The 19504-nt window shown below is 70.0% G+C and carries 17 protein-coding genes; 9 read left to right on the top strand and 8 right to left on the bottom strand.

Annotated features, from left to right (window positions below):
* Positions 1-112 precede the first annotated feature (112 nt).
* Genes paaI through AB0M56_RS48730 form a run of 3 tightly spaced genes read left to right on the top strand, consistent with a single transcriptional unit; the run spans position 113 to position 2378 of the window.
* Positions 113-508 (top strand): hydroxyphenylacetyl-CoA thioesterase PaaI, encoded by a 396-nt coding sequence (gene paaI / locus AB0M56_RS48740; protein WP_364189977.1) that lies wholly within the window; start codon positions 113-115, stop codon positions 506-508.
* Positions 505-1788: a phenylacetate--CoA ligase PaaK gene (gene paaK, locus AB0M56_RS48735; protein WP_364189961.1), complete on the top strand. Its 1284-nt coding sequence runs from the start codon at positions 505-507 to the stop codon at positions 1786-1788. Before paaI ends, paaK begins: the two co-directional genes overlap by 4 nt.
* Positions 1785-2378, top strand: a complete 594-nt coding sequence (locus AB0M56_RS48730) for a TetR/AcrR family transcriptional regulator (RefSeq protein WP_364189958.1) — start codon at positions 1785-1787, stop codon at positions 2376-2378. Before paaK ends, AB0M56_RS48730 begins: the two co-directional genes overlap by 4 nt.
* Positions 2379-2434: 56 nt before the next feature.
* On the opposite strand, the gene AB0M56_RS48725 is transcribed toward AB0M56_RS48730, so the two are convergent.
* On the bottom strand, positions 2435-2740 hold the full coding sequence (locus tag AB0M56_RS48725; RefSeq protein WP_364189956.1) for a hypothetical protein: 306 nt from the start codon (positions 2738-2740) through the stop codon (positions 2435-2437).
* A 197-nt stretch (positions 2741-2937) separates the two neighbouring features.
* Here AB0M56_RS48725 and AB0M56_RS48720 point away from each other — a divergent pair, with 197 nt between their 5' ends.
* Positions 2938-3603, top strand: a complete 666-nt coding sequence (locus tag AB0M56_RS48720; RefSeq protein ID WP_364189953.1) for a helix-turn-helix domain-containing protein — start codon at positions 2938-2940, stop codon at positions 3601-3603.
* Here AB0M56_RS48720 and AB0M56_RS48715 read toward each other — a convergent pair.
* A complete protein-coding gene (locus tag AB0M56_RS48715; RefSeq protein WP_364189950.1) occupies positions 3530-4579 on the bottom strand; it encodes an AraC family transcriptional regulator in 1050 nt (349 codons plus the stop codon). The two genes, AB0M56_RS48720 and AB0M56_RS48715, sit on opposite strands and share 74 nt — an antisense overlap.
* Before the next feature lie 81 nt (positions 4580-4660).
* Here AB0M56_RS48715 and AB0M56_RS48710 point away from each other — a divergent pair, with 81 nt between their 5' ends.
* The 3 genes from AB0M56_RS48710 to AB0M56_RS48700 all read left to right on the top strand — a co-directional run bounded on the left by AB0M56_RS48710 (position 4661) and on the right by AB0M56_RS48700 (position 8996).
* Positions 4661-5749 carry a winged helix DNA-binding domain-containing protein gene (locus AB0M56_RS48710; protein WP_364189948.1) on the top strand — a complete coding sequence of 363 codons (1089 nt, stop codon included), beginning with the start codon at positions 4661-4663 and terminating at the stop codon, positions 5747-5749.
* Positions 5750-5829: 80 nt separating this feature from the next.
* Positions 5830-7293 (top strand): NAD(P)/FAD-dependent oxidoreductase, encoded by a 1464-nt coding sequence (locus tag AB0M56_RS48705; RefSeq protein WP_364189946.1) that lies wholly within the window; start codon positions 5830-5832, stop codon positions 7291-7293.
* A complete protein-coding gene (locus AB0M56_RS48700; RefSeq protein WP_364189943.1) occupies positions 7290-8996 on the top strand; it encodes a GMC family oxidoreductase in 1707 nt (568 codons plus the stop codon). Before AB0M56_RS48705 ends, AB0M56_RS48700 begins: the two co-directional genes overlap by 4 nt.
* 434 nt (positions 8997-9430) lie before the next feature.
* Here the strand turns inward: AB0M56_RS48700 and AB0M56_RS48695 are convergent, their stop codons facing one another.
* Entirely contained in the window at positions 9431-10927 is a 1497-nt protein-coding gene (locus AB0M56_RS48695) for a glycosyl hydrolase family 18 protein (protein WP_364189941.1), read from the bottom strand.
* A gap of 169 nt (positions 10928-11096) precedes the next feature.
* Here AB0M56_RS48695 and AB0M56_RS48690 point away from each other — a divergent pair, with 169 nt between their 5' ends.
* Positions 11097-13499: a Tex family protein gene (locus tag AB0M56_RS48690; RefSeq protein ID WP_364189938.1), complete on the top strand. Its 2403-nt coding sequence runs from the start codon at positions 11097-11099 to the stop codon at positions 13497-13499.
* A gap of 2 nt (positions 13500-13501) precedes the next feature.
* On the opposite strand, the gene AB0M56_RS48685 is transcribed toward AB0M56_RS48690, so the two are convergent.
* The 5 genes from AB0M56_RS48685 to AB0M56_RS48665 form a co-directional block, all read right to left on the bottom strand.
* Positions 13502-14008: a GNAT family N-acetyltransferase gene (locus AB0M56_RS48685; protein ID WP_364189935.1), complete on the bottom strand. Its 507-nt coding sequence runs from the start codon at positions 14006-14008 to the stop codon at positions 13502-13504.
* Positions 14009-14092: 84 nt separating this feature from the next.
* A complete protein-coding gene (locus AB0M56_RS48680; RefSeq protein WP_364189933.1) occupies positions 14093-14737 on the bottom strand; it encodes a helix-turn-helix domain-containing protein in 645 nt (214 codons plus the stop codon).
* 12 nt (positions 14738-14749) lie between these two features.
* Positions 14750-15298, bottom strand: a complete 549-nt coding sequence (locus tag AB0M56_RS48675) for a hypothetical protein (RefSeq protein ID WP_364189930.1) — start codon at positions 15296-15298, stop codon at positions 14750-14752.
* Between the two features lie 22 nt (positions 15299-15320).
* The gene (locus AB0M56_RS48670) at positions 15321-16037 is read right to left on the bottom strand and encodes an alpha/beta hydrolase (RefSeq protein WP_364189927.1); all 717 of its coding nucleotides are present in this window, start codon (positions 16035-16037) and stop codon (positions 15321-15323) included.
* Between the two features lie 133 nt (positions 16038-16170).
* Positions 16171-17883, bottom strand: coding sequence for an acyl-CoA dehydrogenase (locus AB0M56_RS48665; protein WP_364189924.1), 1713 nt, complete (start codon positions 17881-17883; stop codon positions 16171-16173).
* A 234-nt stretch (positions 17884-18117) separates the two neighbouring features.
* Here AB0M56_RS48665 and AB0M56_RS48660 point away from each other — a divergent pair.
* On the top strand, positions 18118-19504 hold a 1387-nt coding region (locus AB0M56_RS48660; protein ID WP_364189921.1), incomplete at its 3' end, for a DEAD/DEAH box helicase.

Genomic DNA, 19504 nt, shown 5'->3' with positions numbered 1-19504 from the left:
ACAGGGAACCTGCGGCACATCTTTACTAGCCGCGGGCCTGGATTACCGGCCATTCGGTCAGTTTCTCACGGGGAGGTCGCCCGACGTGACGGCGCGCAACGCGGCCCACGCCATGTTCGACACCGACGAGGCGTCGAAGGGCTTGGGCATCGAACTCGTGGAGGCTGCCGAGGGACGCGCGGTCGCCACGATGAAGGTGACCGAGCAGATGGTCAACGGCCACGACATCGCCCACGGCGGCTACCTGTTCCTGCTCGCCGACACCGCGTTCGCCCTCGCGTGCAACACCCACGGACCGGTCACCGTCGCCGCCGGCGCCGAGATCTCCTTCGTCGCGGCCGGCCGCCTCGGCGATTACCTCACCGCTACGGCCACCGAGCGCACCCGCTACGGCCGCAACGGCATCTACGACGTCACCGTGCACCGGGACACCCCCGAAGGGCCCGAGGTCGTCGCCGAGTTCCGCGGCCGCAGCCGCGTCATCGAGAAGAGCCGGGAAACCCGATGAAAGACACAGCCGAGAAGCTGTCTGCCGACGAGCTCGCCGCCCTCCAGCTCGAACGACTGCAATGGACACTGCGGCACGCCTACGCCAACGTGCCCTTCTACACCAAGAAGTTCGACGAGACAGGCGTGCACCCGGACGACTGCAAGGAACTGGCCGATCTCGCGAAGTTCCCCTTCACCACCAAGGCGGACCTGCGCGACAACTACCCGTTCGGCATGTTCGCCGTGCCGCAGAAGGACATCCGGCGCATCCACGCGTCCAGCGGCACCACGGGCAAGCCGACCGTCGTGGGCTACACCGAGGGCGACATCGACACGTGGGCGACCGTGATGGCGCGCTCGATCCGCGCGGCCGGCGGGCGCCCCGGGCACAAGGTGCACGTGGCCTACGGCTACGGCCTGTTCACCGGCGGGCTTGGCGCGCACTACGGCGCGGAAAAGCTCGGCTGCACCGTGATCCCGGCGTCGGGTGGCATGACTGCGCGCCAGGTGCAGCTGATCACCGACTTCAAGCCCGAGATCATCATGGTCACGCCGTCGTACATGCTCACGCTGCTCGACGAGTTCGAGCGCCAGGGCGTGGACCCGCGGGCGAGCTCGCTGAAGGTCGGCATCTTCGGCGCCGAGCCGTGGACCGAGCAGATGCGCGCGGAGATCGAGGAACGCTTCGCGCTCGACGCCGTGGACATCTACGGCCTGTCCGAGGTGATGGGGCCGGGTGTCGCGCAGGAGTGCGTGGAGACCAAGGACGGCCTGCACATCTGGGAGGACCACTTCTTCCCCGAGGTGATCGACCCGTTCAGCGAAGAGGTTCTGCCGTTCGGCGCGCAGGGCGAACTGCTGTTCACGTCGCTGACGAAGCAGGCGCTGCCGATCATCCGCTACCGCACGCGCGACCTCACGCGGCTGATGCCGGGCACGGCGCGGCCCGCGTTCCGGCGCATGGAGAAGGTGACCGGGCGCAGCGACGACCTCATCATTCTGCGTGGCGTCAACGTCTTCCCCACGCAGATCGAGGAGATCGTGCTGCGGACCGACGCGTTGAGCCCCCACTTCCAGCTGGTGCGTTCGACGCGGGGGCGGCTGGACCACCTGACCGTGCGGGTGGAGGCGCGTCACGACGCGTCGGCTGACGCGCGAGCGGCTGCGGCGGCGGCGTTGATCGCGGGTGTGAAGGACGGCGTCGGTGTGACGGTGGGTGTCGACATCGTGGAGCCGGACACCCTGGAGCGTTCAGTTGGCAAAATGCGCCGCGTGATCGACGAACGAGACAAGACGTGACGCCCCCTCCGGCCCGGCGGGGGCGACCCGGGTACGACCTGGAGTCGTTGCTGCAGGTCGCGGTGAAGCTGTTCAACGAGCGCGGCTACGACGGCACCAGTATGGAAGACCTGTCGCGCAAGCTGGGCATCACGAAGTCGGCGATCTACCACCACGTGCGCAGCAAGGAAGAGCTGCTGCGGCTGTCGGTGGACCGGGCGCTCGACGGGCTGTTCGAGGTCGCGGCGTCCACCGAGCAGCTCGACGGGCGTGCGATCGACCGGCTGGAGCACCTCGTGCGCGGCAGTGTGCTGGTGCTCGCCGACCGGCTGCCGTTCGTCACGCTGCTGCTTCGCGTGCGCGGCAACACAAAGGTGGAGCGTTCGGCGCTGGCCCGCCGGCGCGAGTTCGACCGTCTGGTGACGGATCTGGTCAAGCAGGCCGAGGCCGAGGGTGACGTGCGGCCGGACATCGACCCCGCCGTCGCCGCGCGGCTGCTGTTCGGCACGGTGAACTCGCTGATCGAGTGGTACCGGCCGCGGCGCGGCTCGTCGGGTGAGGAGCTGGCGGACGCGGTGTGCAAGATGGCGTTCGACGGCCTGCGCGCCTGAGCCGCAGAGCCTGCCGAAGTGACACTTGCCGCCGGAAAGTCCCGCCCGGCGGCGATTCACTCCCCCGTCGTGGTCTTCGGCGGCCGGCGCGCCTGCCAGAGCATGGCGGCGCGCAGCTGCTCGATCAGGACCTCGTCGTCCTCTTCGCTCGGTTCGGCACCCAGCGGGATCCAGCGCTCGCTGACGAGCGCGCCCTCGTCGTAGTTGCTGATGACGATGCCGTCGTAGGACAGGTCCGCCGCGCACTCGCCGCGGCACTCGCCCGTGCAGCACGGTTCGTCCACGCGCACCTGGCGGTGCTGCAAGCGCACGCTGACCCAGCGCCCCGCAGGCCGAGTCGTGCCACCCTCCGCATCGCTCATCTGCTCCTACCCCACCGCGCCCAGCCCCCGTTCGATCCGTCGTCCCAGCGGTCGGCGAAGTTACCGGCCGGTTGTTCCGGTTCAGTAACGGCCCGGGTCGACCGTACAAATACCGTCACACACAACAGCGGGACACGGTCTTTACGTGCAGTCAACAACTTGTTGACAGCGGGACGGAGGACGAGAAGGCTGGCACGATGAGCACCGGAACCCGGCCCACGCGGCGCCGGCTGGAACCGGCCGAGCGCAGGGCCGAGATCCTCGCGGTGGCGCGGCGCCTGTTCGGGGCCGGCAGCTACGCGTCAGTGTCCACTTCGGACATCGCGGCGGCCGCGGGGGTGGCGAGGCCCCTGATCAACCACTACTTCGGCGGCAAGCGCGAGCTCTACCTCGAGGTCGTGCGGCAGATGATGATCGTGCCCGCGCCCGTGGTCGAGTCGCTGCCCGAAGGCCCCGTGCGGCGCCGGCTGGAGGTCGGCATCGAGCGCTGGATCGACGTGGTCGACCGCAACCGCGACGCGTGGCTCACCGCGATCGGCCCGGAGTCCGCCGGCCGTGACCCGGAGATCGAGCGGATCATGCTGGAGGCCGACGATGTCGCGGCCGACCGCGTGCTGGCCGGGGCCCTGATGACCGACGTCACCGAGGGCCGGGAAGAGCTGCGCGCGATGATCCGGTCGTACGGCGGGATGTTGCGCGCGGCGTCTCGCGAATGGCTGATCCGCGGCACGCTGAACCGCGCCGAGCTGCGGACCTTCCTCGTGGAATCGATCATGGGCCTGATCGAGGTCACCTACCCGGCAGTGCTCGCGGAGCGGAACGGCGCGCGTAGGCCGCCGGAGTCGTCCCCGTCCACCGTTTGAACGCGTAGATGAAGCTCGACGCCTCGGCGTAACCCAGGCGCAGCGCGACATCCTCGACGGACAACGCGCCGGTGTCCAGCATTTCCTCGGCGAGCGTCTGGCGGACCTCGTCCACGAGCTGGCGGTAGCCGGTGCCGGCGTCGGTGAGCCGGCGACGCAGGGTGCGCGGGCTGACGGTGAGCTGGCGCGCGATCTCGTCCATGCCGGCGTCGACGCCGCCCAGGCGCACCAGGCGTTCGCGCACGAGCTGGGAGATGCCGGACCGTTCGCGGCGACGGGCCACGAGGGCATCGCACTGGGCGGCGCACAGGGCCACGGTCTGTTCGTTGGCCTGCGGCAACGGCATGGTGAGGAACGCGGGATCGAAGCCGGCGCGGTGACGTTCGGCGCCGAATTCCGGTTCGACGCCGAAGGTGTCCACATAGGACTTCGTCGACGGCGGTGCCGGATGCCGGAACTCGAGGCCCCGTGGGGAAATCCCCGGCAGCAGGTCGCTCATCACGGTGTGAATCGCGGCGAGGTCCCTGAGCACGAGGAACCGCGAGACGTCGGCGGGTACGCGCGAATCGTCCAGCACCAGGCTGATTCCGTTCGCGTCGAGCTCCACGTGGGGGATGCAGAAGGTGAAGCTCAGGTCGAGGTAGCGCAACGCGAACAGCATCGCGTCGCGCATCGTCGGGCTGCTGATGCACGCGAAGCCGAAGATGCCGAACGTCGTCACGCGATAGCGGCGCCCGAGTTCGAGGGCGACGTCGTCGCCACCGCCGGTGTGCGTGGCGACGGCGCGCACCACGGCCAGCTCCTGCCGCGCGTCGACCTGCCGGTCCGGGCCGGACAGCGCCTCACGCGGAGTACCGGGCAGCAGCTTTTCGGCGGGCACACCGTGGTCCTCGGCGAACCCGAGCATGAGCAGGACGCTGGCGGTGCCGCGGGGGAAGTCCCAGTCGCGGACCGCGGGGGCTGCCAGCTCTGCCATGGCCGGAATTATGGATCAGGTCAGTTCGGCTGTGCTCGTCGAGGACGTATTCTGTCCGCAATGCCCATTACGCTCGGGCGCATGAAGCTGAGTCTGCGAGCCCTCAACCGCGCGACGATGGATCGGCAGCTGCTGCTGCGCCGGGCATCGATGCCGGCGCTGGCGGCCGTCGAGCACCTCGCCGGATTGCAGGCGCAGGCGCCGTTCCCGCCGTACTACGCGCTGTGGGCGCGGCTGCACGGCTTCAAGCCACACGACCTGGCGAAGCTGCTCCTGGACCGCAGCGTGGCGCGGATCGTGCTGATGCGCGGCACCGTGCACCTCGTGACGGCGGCCGACGCGCTGGCGTGGCGCCCCCTCGTGCAGCCGATCATGGACCGCGACCTCCGCACGAACACGCTGCACGCGGCCCGCGTGGCCGGCCTCGACCACGGCGAGGTGGCGGCCGTGACGCGCGAACTGCTCGCGGGCCGCCCGCACACGAGCGCGCAGTTGGGCGCCGCGCTCGCCGAGAAGTGGCCCGAGCGCGAGAGCGACGCGTTGATGCACCTGGCGCGCTGTCTTCTGCCGCTGGTGCAGATCCCGCCGCGCGGCGTGTGGGGTCAGGCCGGCCGGCCGACGTACCAGCTCGCGGACCGCTGGCTGGCCGGCACCGAAGCCGTGCCCTCGGCCGAACAGCTCGTGCGGCGCTACCTCGCGGCGTTCGGCCCGGCGACGGTGGCCGACGCGCAGGCGTGGTCGGGTCTCACGAAGCTCGGTGAAGTGATCGACGGGATGGACTTGCGCACGTACGTCGATACCGCCGGCCGCACGCTCTACGACCTGCCCGGCGCGACACTGCCCGGCGAGGACGTCCCCGCGCCGCCGCGGTTGCTGGCGCCGTTCGACCAGCCGCTGCTCTCCTACGCCGACCGCACGCGCGTGATCCGCGACGAGCACCGCAAGCGCGTGATCAGCCAGAACGGTCTGGTCAAGGGCACGCTGCTCGTCGGCGGCTTCGTGAAGGGCGCCTGGGACCTCAAGACCACCCGCGACGCGGCCACGCTCGTGCTCACGCCGTACGAATGGCTGCCGAAGCGCGACACGGCCGCGTTGGAAAGCTTCGGCAAGCGCCTGCTGACCTGGGCCGAACCCGGGCTGCGCCACGACATCCAGGTGTTTCCCGAGTAATCCGGCACTGGCCGGAATTCTCGATTCTCTGACCGTTCGTGTCCTTCCACCTCGGGGGACGCATCGGTAACTTGCTCAGGATGGGTGACACGGCAAGGACGCCGTCGGTGCTGATCGTGGGCGCCGGGTTCGGCGGGGTCGGCACGGCGATCGAACTGAAGCGCGCCGGCTTCCACGACTTCACGATCCTCGAGCGCGCGAACGAGCCCGGCGGGGTGTGGCGCGAGAACACCTACCCCGGCGCGGCGTGCGACATCCCGTCGCCGCTGTACTCGTTCTCCTACGCGCCCAATCCTCACTGGCCCAAGCGGTTCTCGATGCAGCCGGACATCCACGCCTACCTCAAGCGCGTGGTGGCGGACTACGACCTCGGCCCCCACATCCGCTACGGCCAGGAGGTGACGGCCGCGACGTTCGACGAGGGCCGCTGGCGCGTCGAGACGGCCGGTGGCGAGACGTTCGAGGCCGACGTGTTCGTGCCGGCGGTCGGGCAGCTGTCGAGGCCGGTGCTGCCCGACATCGCGGGGCGCGACAGCTTCGAGGGCGTGGCGTTCCACTCCGCGCAGTGGAACCACGCGGCGGACCTCGAGGGCAAGCGCGTCGCCGTGATCGGCACCGGGGCGAGCGCGATCCAGTTCGTGCCCGAGCTGCAGAAACGCGCCGCCAAGCTCACGATCTTCCAGCGCACGGCGCCCTACATCATGGCCAAGAACGACACGCGGTACGCACGCTGGCAGAAGCGCCTGTTCGAACGCCTCCCGGCGACGCAGCTGCTCGGCCGCCTGCGGATCTTCCTGCTCGCCGAGTACGCGACGTACGCGATGACGCGCCACCCCGTGCTGGCGAAAGCCTTCGAGCTCCGGACGGCGCAGCTGCGGCACAAGCACATCAAGGATCGCGCGCTGCGGCGGAAGCTGACGCCGAAGTACCCGTTGGGCTGCAAGAGGATCCTGTTCACCAACGACTACCTGCCCGCGCTCGCGCAGCCGAACGTCGAGGTCGAGACCGGCCGGATCCGCGAGATCACACCGCGTGGAGTGCGCACCGAAGACGGCGTGGAGCACGAAGCCGACGTGATCGTGTACGGCACCGGCTTCAACGCCACCGACTTCCTCGGCTCGATGAAGGTACTCGGACTCGACGGGCGCAGTCTCGACGACGCGTGGCGCGGCGGCGCCCGCGCGTACCTGGGGATGACGGTGCCCGGGTTCCCGAACCTGTTCTGCGTTTACGGCCCCAACACCAACCTCGGCGCCGGCTCCATCATCTACATGATCGAGCGGCAGTCGCGTTACATCCGCCAGGCCGTGGAACAGCTCGCGCGGCCGGGGGTGTCCTATGTGGACGTGCGGCCCGAGGTGGAGGAACGCTACGACCGCGAGGTGCAGCAGCGGCTGGGCCACAGCGTGTGGAGCGCGTGCACGAGCTGGTACCGCCAGGCCGACGGGCGCGTGAGCACCAACTGGCCCGGCCTGGTGACCGAGTACGACCGCAGGACCCGGGTGCTCGACCCGGCCGACTTCAGGGTGGTGGCCTCGTCTTGAACAGCACGGTCTTGAACACCGACTACGACGTGCTCGTGATCGGCTCGGGCTTCGGCGGCAGCGTCACGGCGTTGCGGCTCACGGAGAAGGGGTACCGCGTCGGCGTGCTCGAAGCCGGGCGCCGCTTCGCCGACGACGAGTTCGCCAAGACGTCGTGGCGGCTGCGGAAGTACTTGTGGGCCCCGAAACTCGGCCTGTACGGCATCCAGCGGCTGACCCTGCTGAAGAACACCTTCGTGATGAGCGGCACCGGAGTCGGAGGTGGTTCGCTCGTCTACGCGAACACGCTGTACGAGCCGCCGGACGCGTTCTACCGGGACAAGCAGTGGGCGCACATCACGGACTGGAAGGACGAGCTGGCGCCCTACTACGACCAGGCCAAACGCATGCTGGGCGTCGTCGAGAACCCGCTCACGACGCCGGCCGACGAGGTGCTGCGCGAGGTCGCCGACGACATGGGGATCGGCCACACCTACCGCAGCACGCCCGTCGGCGTGTACTTCGGCTCGCGCCCCGGTGAGGAGTCGCCCGACCCGTTCTTCGGCGGCGCCGGCCCCGCACGGCGCGCCTGCACCCACTGCGGCGAGTGCATGACCGGTTGCCGCGTCGGCGCGAAGAACACCACGGTGAAGAACTACCTCTACCTCGCAGAACAAGCCGGCACGGAGGTCCACCCGTTGACGACGGTGGTCTCCGTGCGCCCGGTCGACGGGGGCTACGCGGTGGACACCGAACGCACCGGCCGCTGGGTCCGGCGCGGCCGGCGCACCTTCACCGCGCGCGAGGTCGTCTTCTCGGCCGCGGCACTGGGCACGCAACGGCTCCTGCACCAGCTCCGCGACGACGGCACGCTCCCGGGCTTGTCCCCGCGCCTCGGCCTGTTGGCGCGCACCAACTCCGAGGCCGTGCTCGCCGCCCGCTCGCTGCGCAAGGACACCGACTACACGCGCGGCGTGGCCATCACGTCGTCGATCCACCCGGACGCCGTCACCCACGTCGAGCCCGTGCGCTACGGCAAGGGCAGCAACGTCATGGGCCTCATGGCCACCGTCCTCGTGGACGCCGAACCCGGCAAACGCCGATGGGCGCTGGGGCTTCGCGAACTGGCGAGGCGCTGGCGCCAGCTGCCGCGCCTGCACAACCCGCGACACTGGTCGGAACGCATGATCGGCCTGCTCGTGATGCAGACGCTCGACAACTCCGTGACCACGTACACGAAACGGGGCCTGCTCGGCCGCCGCATGACCACTCGTCAAGGCACCGGCGAACCAACCCCTGACTGGATCCCCGCCGGCCACGACGTGACCCGCCGCGTCGCCGCGAAGATCGGCGGCATCCCGCAGGGCGCGTGGACCGACCTCGCCAACACCCCGATCACCGGCCACTTCATCGGCGGCTGCACCATCGGCGACTCCCCCGACACCGGCGTCGTCGACCCCTACCAGCGCGTGTACGGCCACCCGGGCCTCCACATCGTGGACGGCTCGACGATCTCCGCCAACCTGGGCGTGAACCCGTCGCTGACGATCACCGCCCAGGCCGAACGCGCGATGGCGTTGTGGCCGAACAAGGGCGAGGCTGATCCACGCCCGGCGCTGGGCGAGACCTACCGCCGGATCACCCCGGTGGCCCCGCTGAAGCCCGCCGTCCCGCCGTCCGCCCCCGGCGCACTGCACCTGCCGATCATCGACATCCACACCTGACCTCCGGCACACCCCACCTACCGACCATCGACATCCGCACCTAGCCTCCGGCCGACAACGCCACTTCGCCACGCACCCAGACCCGCCCCTGCACCTCGATCCCCAGCTTCAACGCGGTCTGGATCACCTTGCCAAGGCACGCTTTCCCGCCTTGACAAGGTGATCCAGACCGTCGTCACAATCAAAGATCGGGGTGCTCTCCCCCACCCCCTCGGCAATGGTGCGCTCCGCGCGCCGAGCCGACGGAACCGACTCTCACCAGCAGATTCAACAGTTCCTCAACACATACACCAACCACCACCAGGCACGCTTGCGACGTCGCACGCGCTCACCCCCCTCTGAGCACGTGCACTGGGGGTGTCTTGAAAGGAGCTCCCGCGACGACGCCCTCCCTGCCGTCGCGGGAGTCCTTCCAAGGTCTGTCCGGAGCGCCCCTAAGGCAGATTCGCGAGCGCGCCGCCAACGGTGTTCGCGAACGCGTACCCGGCGGACGCGTCCCAGTTGATCGACCAGGTCATGGCACCGCGGATCGCCGGGTACGTGGCCGAGGGTTTGAAGCCGGCGCAGCTGGTGCCGCGGGCGAGGCAGTTGAGCGCCGAGACGACGTTCGACGGAGCCTGGTAGCCGCCGCCCGCCGAGCCGGAAGCCGGCAGACCGAGGGCCACCTGGTCGGCCCGCAGACCGCCTTGCAGCTGGATGCACGCCAGCGCCGTCAGGAAGTCGACGGTGGCCTGCGCGTAGACCTGGCCGTTGCAGCCGAGCATGGTGCCCGAGTTGTAGTACTGCATGTTGACGACCGTGAGGATGTCCTTGATCCCCAGCGCGAGCTGGAAGTAGCCGCCCTGGGTGGACTGCATGTCGATCGTCTGCGGCGCCATGGTGATGACCGAGCCGCCGCCGTTGTGGATGCTGCGCAGGGCCTGACCCATGTAGGTGGCGTTGATGCCGTTCTCCAGGTCGATGTCCACGCCGTCGAAGCCGTAGCTCGAGATCAGCGACTTCACGGAGTTGGCGAAGTTGTTCGCCGACGACGAGTCGCTGACGTTGATCGTGCCGTTCTGGCCGCCGACGGAGATGATCACCTTCTGGCCGCGAGCCTGCACGGTCTTGATGTCGGCGCGGAACTGCGCGTCGGTGTAGCCGCCGAGCTGCGACGACAGGCCGGGGTCGAGCGTGAAGTTCACGGCGCCCGGCGAGCCCGTGGCGTCGGCGAAGGCCACGGCGATGATGTTGTAGCGCGTGGGCACGTCGGCCAGCTTGAGGGCCTTGGCGCCGTTGTAGAAGTTCTGCCAGTAGCCCGTGAGCACGTGTTTGGCCAGGTCACCGGTGGTCGGCGGCTGGGAGGTGGTGGGCGTCGTCGACGGAGTGGTCGGTGTCGTCGGCGTGGTGGGCGTGGTCGGGGTCGTGGGCGGCGGGGTGCCCGGGCCGTCGAGGTTGACGTCGTCGGCCAGATAGGCCGGCTGGCCGTACCAGCCGTGCAGGTAGACGGTGATGCTCGTGGACGCGCCGGTGGTGAAGGCGACCGAGAGCTGGCTCCAGCCACTCGTTCCCGGCGTCCAGGTGCTGGTGTCGGCGCCGCCGGTGCCGGAGACGCCCAGGTAGACGTAGCTGCCCTGCACCCAGGCCGACAGCTTGTAGGCGGTGTTCGCCTTCACCGTCACCTGCTGCGAGCACTGGGCGGTGTCGGACGAGGACGGCGCGGCGCTCAGCGCCTTGGTTCCGCCGTGGGCGCCGCTGGACACCACGGAGGCGGAACCACTGCAGGTCCAGCCGGAAAGGCTGCCGCTTTCGAAGCCGGGGTTGGCGAGGATGTTGGCCGCTGAGGCGCTGCCGCCGATGACGAAGGTGACACCGAGGCACGCGGCCACGGTGGCGATCAGGGCGCCGATCGCCAGTTTGGGTCTGCGGGAAGAACGTGGGAATGGGGACACAGCTTGACCTCCACGAAAGAGTGAGGCAGGTCACCACAAAGTGGACTAGACCAATCCCGGTGTCAAGGAACCGTTCGGGCGTCGCTTCGACGGGGCCATACGAAAGTCGCACCGAACCGGACGGCAGAATGCTCGGCACGGGACACCGAGACGGAGCAGGAGCCTGGTTGTGAGCGTGCAGTCGGTCGAGGAGCGGATCGCCGAAGAGCTGGGGGTGCGCGAAGGTCAGGTCAAGGCCGCGGTCGACCTCCTCGACGGGGGGTCGACCGTGCCGTTCATCGCCCGGTACCGCAAGGAAGTCACCGGGATGCTCGACGACGCGCAGCTGCGCACGCTCGAGGAACGGCTGCGCTACCTGCGGGAACTCGACGAGCGGCGCGTCGCCGTGCTGGAGTCGATCCGCACGCAGGGCAAGCTCGACGAGGCGCTCGAGGCCCAGATCATGGCCGCGGACACGAAGTCGCGCCTGGAAGACATCTACCTGCCGTACAAACCGAAGCGGCGGACGAAGGCGCAGATCGCCCGTGAGGCCGGCCTCGAGCCGCTGGCCGACGGCCTCATGAACGACCCGAACACCGACCCGCAGGCCGCGGCCGCGGTGTTCGTCGACGCCGAAAAGGGCGTCGCCGACGCGCAGGCCGCGCTCGACGGCGCCCGCTCGATCCTCGTGGAGCGCTTCGCGGAAGACGCCGACCTGATCGGCGAGCTGCGCGAGAAGATGTGGACCGAGGGGCACATCGCGTCGAAGGTCCGCGCGGGCAAGGAAGAGGAAGGCGCCAAGTTCGCCGACTACTTCACCTTCTCGGAGCCGTACACGAAGCTCCCCTCGCACCGCATCCTCGCGATGCTGCGCGGCGAGAAGGAAGAAATCCTCGACCTGTCGATGGAGGCCGAGGAACCCCGGGCCGAGGACGCCGAGCCGCGCGTCGGTCCGACCGAGTACGAGATGCGGATCGCGCACAAGTTCGGCGTCACCCAGCAGGGCCGGCCCGCCGACAAGTGGCTCGGCGACACCGTGCGCTGGGCCTGGCGCACCAAGATCCTCCTGCACCTGGGCATCGACCTGCGGATGCGGCTGCGCCAGTCGGCCGAGGACGACGCCGTGCGGGTGTTCGCGGCCAACCTGCGGGACCTGCTGCTGGCCGCGCCGGCCGGCACGCGCGCGACGATGGGCCTCGACCCGGGCTTCCGCACCGGCGTGAAGGTGGCCGTGGTCGACGCGACCGGCAAGGTCGTGGACACGCACGTGATCTACCCGCACCAGCCGGCGAACAAGTGGGACCAGTCGATCGCCGAGCTCGCCGTGCTGTCGGCGAAGCACCACGTGGACCTGATCTCGATCGGCAACGGCACCGCGTCGCGTGAGACGGACAAGCTCGCGCAGGAGCTCATCAAGAAGCACCCCGAACTGAGCCTCACGAAGGCCGTGGTCAGCGAGGCGGGCGCGTCGGTGTACTCGGCGTCGGCGTTCGCGTCGCAGGAGCTGCCGGGCATGGACGTATCGCTGCGCGGCGCCGTCTCGATCGCGCGCCGGCTGCAGGACCCGCTGGCCGAGCTGGTGAAGATCGACCCGAAGTCGATCGGCGTCGGGCAGTACCAGCACGACCTGTCCGAGGTGTCGCTGTCGCGCTCGCTCGACGCGGTGGTGGAGGACTGCGTGAACGCGGTCGGCGTGGACGTGAACACCGCGTCCGCTCCCCTGCTCACGCGCGTTTCGGGCATCACCACGGGGCTGGCCGAGAACATCGTGTCCCACCGCGACACGAACGGCCCGTTCAAGTCGCGCACGGCCCTGAAGGAGGTCGCGCGGCTCGGGCCCAAGGCGTTCGAGCAGTGCGCCGGCTTCCTGCGCATCCCGGACGGCGACGACCCGCTCGACGCGTCTTCGGTGCACCCCGAGGCGTACCCGGTGGTGCGGCGGATCCTCGACCGCACCGGCTCGGGCATCCGCGAGCTGATCGGCAACGCACGCACGCTGCAGGCGCTCAAGCCGACGGAGTTCGTGGACGAGACCTTCGGGCTCCCGACCGTCACGGACATCCTGACCGAGCTGGAGAAGCCCGGCCGCGACCCGCGTCCGGCGTTCAAGACGGCGACCTTCGCCGAGGGCGTGGACAAGATCGGTGACCTCAAGCCCGGGATGCGGCTGGAGGGTGTGGTCACGAACGTGGCGGCGTTCGGCGCGTTCATCGACGTCGGCGTGCACCAGGACGGCCTCGCCCACGTGTCGGCGCTGTCGAAGAACTTCGTGAAGGACCCGCGTGACGTCGTGAAGCCCGGCGACATCGTGAAGGTGAAGGTGCTCGACGTCGACGTGCCGCGCAAGCGGATCTCGCTGACGCTGCGCCTGGACGACGAGCCGGGTGCTTCGTCGCAGGACCGTCGTGGTGGTGGCGGCGGTCGCGACCGCGGTCAGGGCGGCGGCGGTGGCGGCCAGGGCGGTGGCGGCGGTCAGCGTCGTGGCCAGCAGGGCAACCGCGGCGGTGGCGGCGGCGGTCGTGACCGCGGGGGCAACTCCGGCGCAAACGGCTCGATGGCCGACGCGCTGCGGCGGGCCGGATTCGGCAAGTAGGTCTAGCGGGTTTTCGACCAGCGGATTTCGCCGTCGTGCCACTCGTCGGTGGGCGTGAGCCCGGCGGCGGTGGCCACGGCGGCGGAAGCCCGGTGCCCGGGGTGGATGTGGGCGAGAACGACGGCCACCGGCTGCCGGTCGAGCCAGGCAACGAGCGCCTGGGTGGCTTCGGTGGCGATGCCGCGGCCTTGCCACGGCGTCCCCACCACCCAGGCGATCTCGGCGCCGGCGGCGCTCGCGGTCGCCTGGACGGTGCCCGTCAGGCAGTCCTCGCCGCGAAGCCGGATCACCCAGTTCAGCCACGTCACGGCCGGGTCAGGCGAGCCGGCGGTCATGCGCTGATAGCGCGTGCGCAGGGCTTCCGGACTGTCCGGGCTGCCGCCGATGAAGGTGTGCAGCGCCGGATCGGACAGCACCCGCGCCATCTCCCCGGCGTGCTCGACGAGCAGCGGCAGCAGGTCCAGCCGCGCGGTGGTGATGGCCTGGGCTTCGAGGCGGGGTGCGGTCACGACGCGCCAGCGTAGCCGCGCGGACGAGCGCGGCCCGGGTTCGCGGACCGGTGCGGCCGCGAACCCGGTGCACTCAGACGTTCGTCACTGCGCGATTCCCAGCAACGCGGCCTCGAGCGCGATCAGGATCTCCGCAGTTGCTTTCGGGTCGCTCAAGGACCGACCCGTGGCGGCCTCGATCCGCCGCAGCCGGTGGCGGATCGTGTTGGGGTGGCAGAACAGCACCGCCGCGGCGCCCGACGCCGATCCCCTGCTGTCCCGCCATGCGGCCAGGGTGTCGAGGAGGACCTTGCTGTGCTCGGCGGGCAGGTCCAGGATCGGCCCGAGGACGGCCTGCCGGACTCGCTGCATCGCGTCGGGCGCGCTGACCGCCGCGACGGCGAGCGGAAAGTCGTCGAACATCGTCACGTGCGGGGTGCCGGCGACCGTGCTCGCCAGTGCGATGCGCGCGAACCGCAGCGCGGCCGCCGTTTCCGTCAGTGCCAGGTACGGCGGGCTGACGCCGATCCGGCTGCGGGCCGACTCCGTCAGGGTCGATGTGAGCGGGCGCAGGTCGGCGTCGTTCTCGAAGCGGACGATCCCGATCTGCGCGTCGGGCGTCAGCCGCCAGGCCGAACCGATGCGTCGTACCCGCAAGCGGTTCTCGATGCCGGGCAGCGCTTCCTGCGCGCGCTGCACCGATTCGGCCGCGACCACGACGAACGGCCCCCGTTTGGGCAGGCGGAGCACGTCCGCGACTTCTCAGACGGACGTCTCGTTCAGCGGGCGCCCCTCCAGAAGGGCGCCGACCAGGGCCGAGCGCTCGCCCTCGTTGCGCAGCACCAGAGCCATCGTCGCCTCGCGGTGGGCGGCGGCCATCTCCTCGGCGAAGGTGTCGTGGGCGGACCAGAGGTCGGACGCCGCGTCCACCAGCGCCTGATCGGAGACCTGTGCCCGGGTCCGGGCGTGCCGCACGAGGCTGTGCCAGATCTGGCTGAACAACACGCGGAACGCCGCCATGACCACCGACAGCGGCACCCCTTGCTCGGCTCGTAGCGCACCGGTCGCCCGGGCCGCCGCGACGTCGGCGAACCGGTCCTCGCGCAAGGACCGCAGGACGTACTCGAGGTTGCCTTGCACCGAGCGCCGCAGGTCGTCGGCCGAAACAACGCTGTGCATGGCGTAGAACTCGACGCGGGTCTCGATCGCGGACGCGATCTCGTCCGCGAACGCTTCGATGGTGCCCAGCAGCCGTCCGGCGAGTGCCACGAGCTCCGGATCGGGCCCGCTCGTGGCCTCGCGTCGCGTCACCAGGTCAGCCTAGTGGCCTGTTTCACCCGGCGGCAGCGGCGACGATCAGGTCGACCGTCTCGGCCGGCTTGCTGATCATCGCGACGTGCGAACTGGCGATCTCCACCGTCTGCGCTCCGGCGCGCTTCGCCATGAACCGCTCGGCCTCCGGCGGGATCGTGACATCGTCGGCGGCCACGAGGTACCAGCTCGGGATGGTCCGCCAGCCGGGCACACCGGAAGGGGCGGACAGGCAGGACAGCGCGAACCCGCGCTGGGCGACGGACATGAAAGCGGCGAGGTCGGGGTCGAGATCGGCGCAGAACAGCCGGTGGAAGGACGCCAGCTCGATGTACCCGTCTGCGTCGCGCTCGGGCGGGCCCGGGTACGGGCGCCGAACCAGGCGCTCGCCGAGTTCGGACGTCCCGCCGCCGAGCGCGAAGGACTCGAGCAACGTCTCTCCCTCGTCCGGTGCGAAGGCGGCGATGTAGACCAGCGCCCGCACGTTCGGGAGGCTCGTGCTCGCGTTGGTGATCACGCAACCGCCGTACGAGTGGCCGACGAGCACGACGTCGCCCTCGATCGTCGACAGGACGTCCCTGACGTAGCCGGCGTCGGCGGCGACCCCGCGCAGCGGGTTGGCCGGCGCGAGCACCGGAAACCCGCGTTCCCGCAGGCCGGCGGCCACCGCCTGCCAGCCGGAAGCGTCGGCGAAAGCGCCGTGGATCAGGACGACGGTGGTTAGTGCGGGAGCGGCCATGACAAGCCTCGTTCCTGGTGTGAGGTGACAGGGATTGCCTGCTCACCGTGCAGCAGGGTCGCCGCGGTGGCGATGTTCCCGGCCAACCTGAACGAGGCCTTTCGTTGTCCGTGGGAACAACCCGGCTCGAGCCCTAGGCGTTCATCTCGTACGCCCCAGAAAGGCCGCGCACCACTGTCCACACGCGATCGAAGCGGTCGGCGTCGACCACGGGCTTGCGCAAGGCCGCGAGCGCGATTTCCTGCTGCTTCTCCGTGGAGCTCGCCTTGCCGTTGAGGTCCACCGCGGCCGCGCTGAAGTCCTGCACCAGCACGGCGAAGAGCTGGTCCACGACGTCGTCGGACTCGCCGGTGAGCTCGGCCTGCTCCAGGATCAGCTGGCCGTAGACGACGAGGGTGAACAGCTCCGTCAGAGCCAGCCCGAAGTCCAGATCGGCCTGCTGGGCCTCGTCCGGCGCGGCTTCGGTGAGCAGGCGCACGAGGTGGTCGGCCTGCTCGCGGAAGAGCGCCACGTTCGGGATGTGCGAAGCCTTGCCGTAGGCCGTTTTCCAGTCGTGGAAGCGGACCTTCGACAGGCCGCGCGCGGGGCCCTGGCGGAAGAGGAACTCGTCGTCCGCAGCGTCATCGCGGGTCGGAACCGGGGCGTAGTCCTGGGGCGCGAAGAGGTACGCGGGCATGAACTTCGCGATCAGCGCGAGGTTGACCGCCACCGTGCCCTCCAGCTTGGGCAGGCCGTCGATGTCGTTCTTGGCCATGGCTAGGTAGGTGTCGGCCTCGAAGCCCTTGGCCGCGACGACGTCGGCGACCAGGCCGATCACCTTCTGCGCCTGCGTGGTCACCTTCATCTTGGTGATGGGGTTGAACAGCAGGTAGCGGCGGTCGTCCGGGCCGGCGGAGCGGAAGTAGTCCACGGCGCGGTCGGAGAACAGCTTCATGCCGACCAGCCGGGCGTAGGCCTCCACGAACTCGCGGCGCACGTGCGGGAAGTCGGTGACGGGCTTGCCGTAGAGGATGCGGTTGTGGGCGTGGGTGATGGCCTCGTACAGCGAGTGCGTGGCCATGCCGATGCCACCGAAGCACAGGTTGAACTTGCCGATGTTCACGGTGTTGAGCGCGGCGCTGAAGGCCTCCGGGCCGACGTGCAGGAGGTCCTCGGCGTGCACCGGGTAGTCCTCGAGCCGGAACTGGGCGACGAACATCTGCGAGGGCACGACGTTCTTCACCACGTGGTAGTTCGGGTGCGTCGAATCGGCGTAGAAGAACACGTACTGGTCCGGGCCCTCGACGCCGTCGATGCGGCCGAAGACCGACACCGTGCGGGCGACGTTGCCGTTGCCGATGTAGTACTTCGAGCCGTTGGCGCGGTAGCCGCCCGCGCCGTCGGGCGTGAGGACGAGATCGGACGAGTAGATGTCGGCGCCGTGGTCCTTTTCGGACAGTCCGAACGCGCCGACGCCGCCCGCGTCCAGGGCGTCGGCCGCCCGCTTGCGCGCGACCTCGTTGCCGCTCTGCCACACCGGGCCGAGCCCGAGGATGGTGACCTGCCACGGGTACCAGTAGTTGAGGCCGTAGAAGCCGAGGAGCTCCGACAGCGCGGCCACGCGGCTGGTGTCCCAGCGCTTGTCCGGCGCCCCATCGGCGGCCGCGGCAGGCGTGAGGAACGTGGCGAAGAGGCCTTCCTTGCCGGCGAACTCGAGGAAGTCCGCGTAGAAGGTGCGGTTGTGGTAGTCCTCGGTGAGCTTGCGCTTGCCGCGTGACTCGAACCACTCGATCGTGGCCAGCAGCAGGCGCCGGGTCTCCGGGTCGAACGACTGCGGGTCGTAGGCCCGCGGGTTGAGCAGCGGCATGGCCCTCCTCCGTGATTACCGACGGGTAACTTAGCAAGGGGCCGGGGTGCGGGCAAACTCACTCGGCCCTGCGTGCGCGTTCGGCTATACTGATCTTGCGGTCCGCTCAGTTCTGCCTCGGATCGCGTGTTGTTGTCGACTACCACGCGCCGCGGCCCCCCGAGGTCTGCGCCGGGCAGGACAACCCTTCTCACGTATGGAGAACCGGGGCGTTTCGAGCGCCCGTACGCACTTATGACCACTTTTACTGAACTCGGCCTGCCAAAGTCCCTGGTGGACGCGCTGGCGGCCCAGGGCGTCACCTCGCCGTTCCCGATCCAGGAAGCCACGCTGCCGCACACGCTCGCGGGCCGCGACGTGCTCGGCCGCGGCCGCACGGGCTCCGGCAAGACCTACGGCTTCGCGCTGCCCGTGCTGGCCCGCCTCGCCGCCGGCCCCACGCGCCGGCGTCCCGGCCGCCCGCGCGCGCTGATCCTCGCGCCGACGCGCGAGCTCGCCACCCAGATCGAGGCCACCATCGCGCCGCTGGGCAAGGTGCTGGGCCTGAAGACGACCACGATCTTCGGCGGCGTGAGCGCGTCTCCGCAGATCACGCGCCTGCGCGACGGCGTGGACATCGTCGTCGCCTGCCCCGGCCGCCTGGCCGACCACATGCGCTCCGGCGAGGTGAAGCTCGACCAGATCGAGATCACCGTGCTCGACGAGGCCGACCACATGGCCGACCTGGGCTTCCTGCCCGAGGTGCGGCGCATCATGGACCAGACGCCCGAGCGCGGGCAGCGGCTGCTCTTCTCCGCGACCCTCGACGGCGGCGTCGACGTGCTGGTCAAGCGCTTCATGCACGACCCGGTCACGCACAGTGTCGACTCGGCGCAGTCGCCCGTCTCGACCATGACGCACCACGTGCTGCACCTCGAGGAGACCCACCGCCTGCCGGTGCTCGTCGACCTCACGGCCGCGCCCGGCCGCACGCTCGTGTTCACGCGCACCAAGCACCGCGCGAAGAGCCTCACGCGCAAGCTGGTGGCCAGCGGCGTGCCGGCCGTCGAGCTGCACGGCAACCTCGGCCAGAACGCGCGCACGCGCAACCTGGAGGCGTTCTCCTCCGGTGCGGCCAAGACCCTGGTCGCCACCGACATCGCGGCCCGCGGCATCCACGTGGACGACGTCACCCTCGTCATCCACGCCGACCCGCCCGTGGAGCACAAGGCCTACCTGCACCGCTCCGGCCGCACCGCGCGTGCGGGCGCGTCGGGCACCGTGGTGACGCTGATGACCGACGACCAGATCGCCGACGTCCGCGACCTCACCCGCAAGGCCGGCATCAAGCCCACGACCACGCAGATCGGCCCCGGCCACCCGCTGCTGGCCGAGCTCGCCCCCGGCGATCGCACGTTCGACGCCTCGCCGCGCCGCCCGATCGTCGACAACCGCCCGAAGAAGGTCACCGCTTCCGGCGGCGACGCTTCCGCCCGCGGCGGCCGTCGCGGCGGGCCGGCTCCGGAGAACCGCGGTGGGCAGGGCGCTCGCGCCAACGCCCAGTCGCGCCGGGGCGAGCCGGCCGGACGCGGCGGCTCCAGCCGCGGCAGCCGGGGTGGCGCCGGGCGGGACTCGTTCGGCG

The sequence above is a fragment of the Amycolatopsis sp. NPDC051372 genome (assembly GCF_040682095.1).
In the GTDB taxonomy this organism is placed as follows: Bacteria; Actinomycetota; Actinomycetes; order Mycobacteriales; family Pseudonocardiaceae; genus Amycolatopsis.
This window is presented reverse-complemented; position numbering and strand designations above follow the sequence as displayed.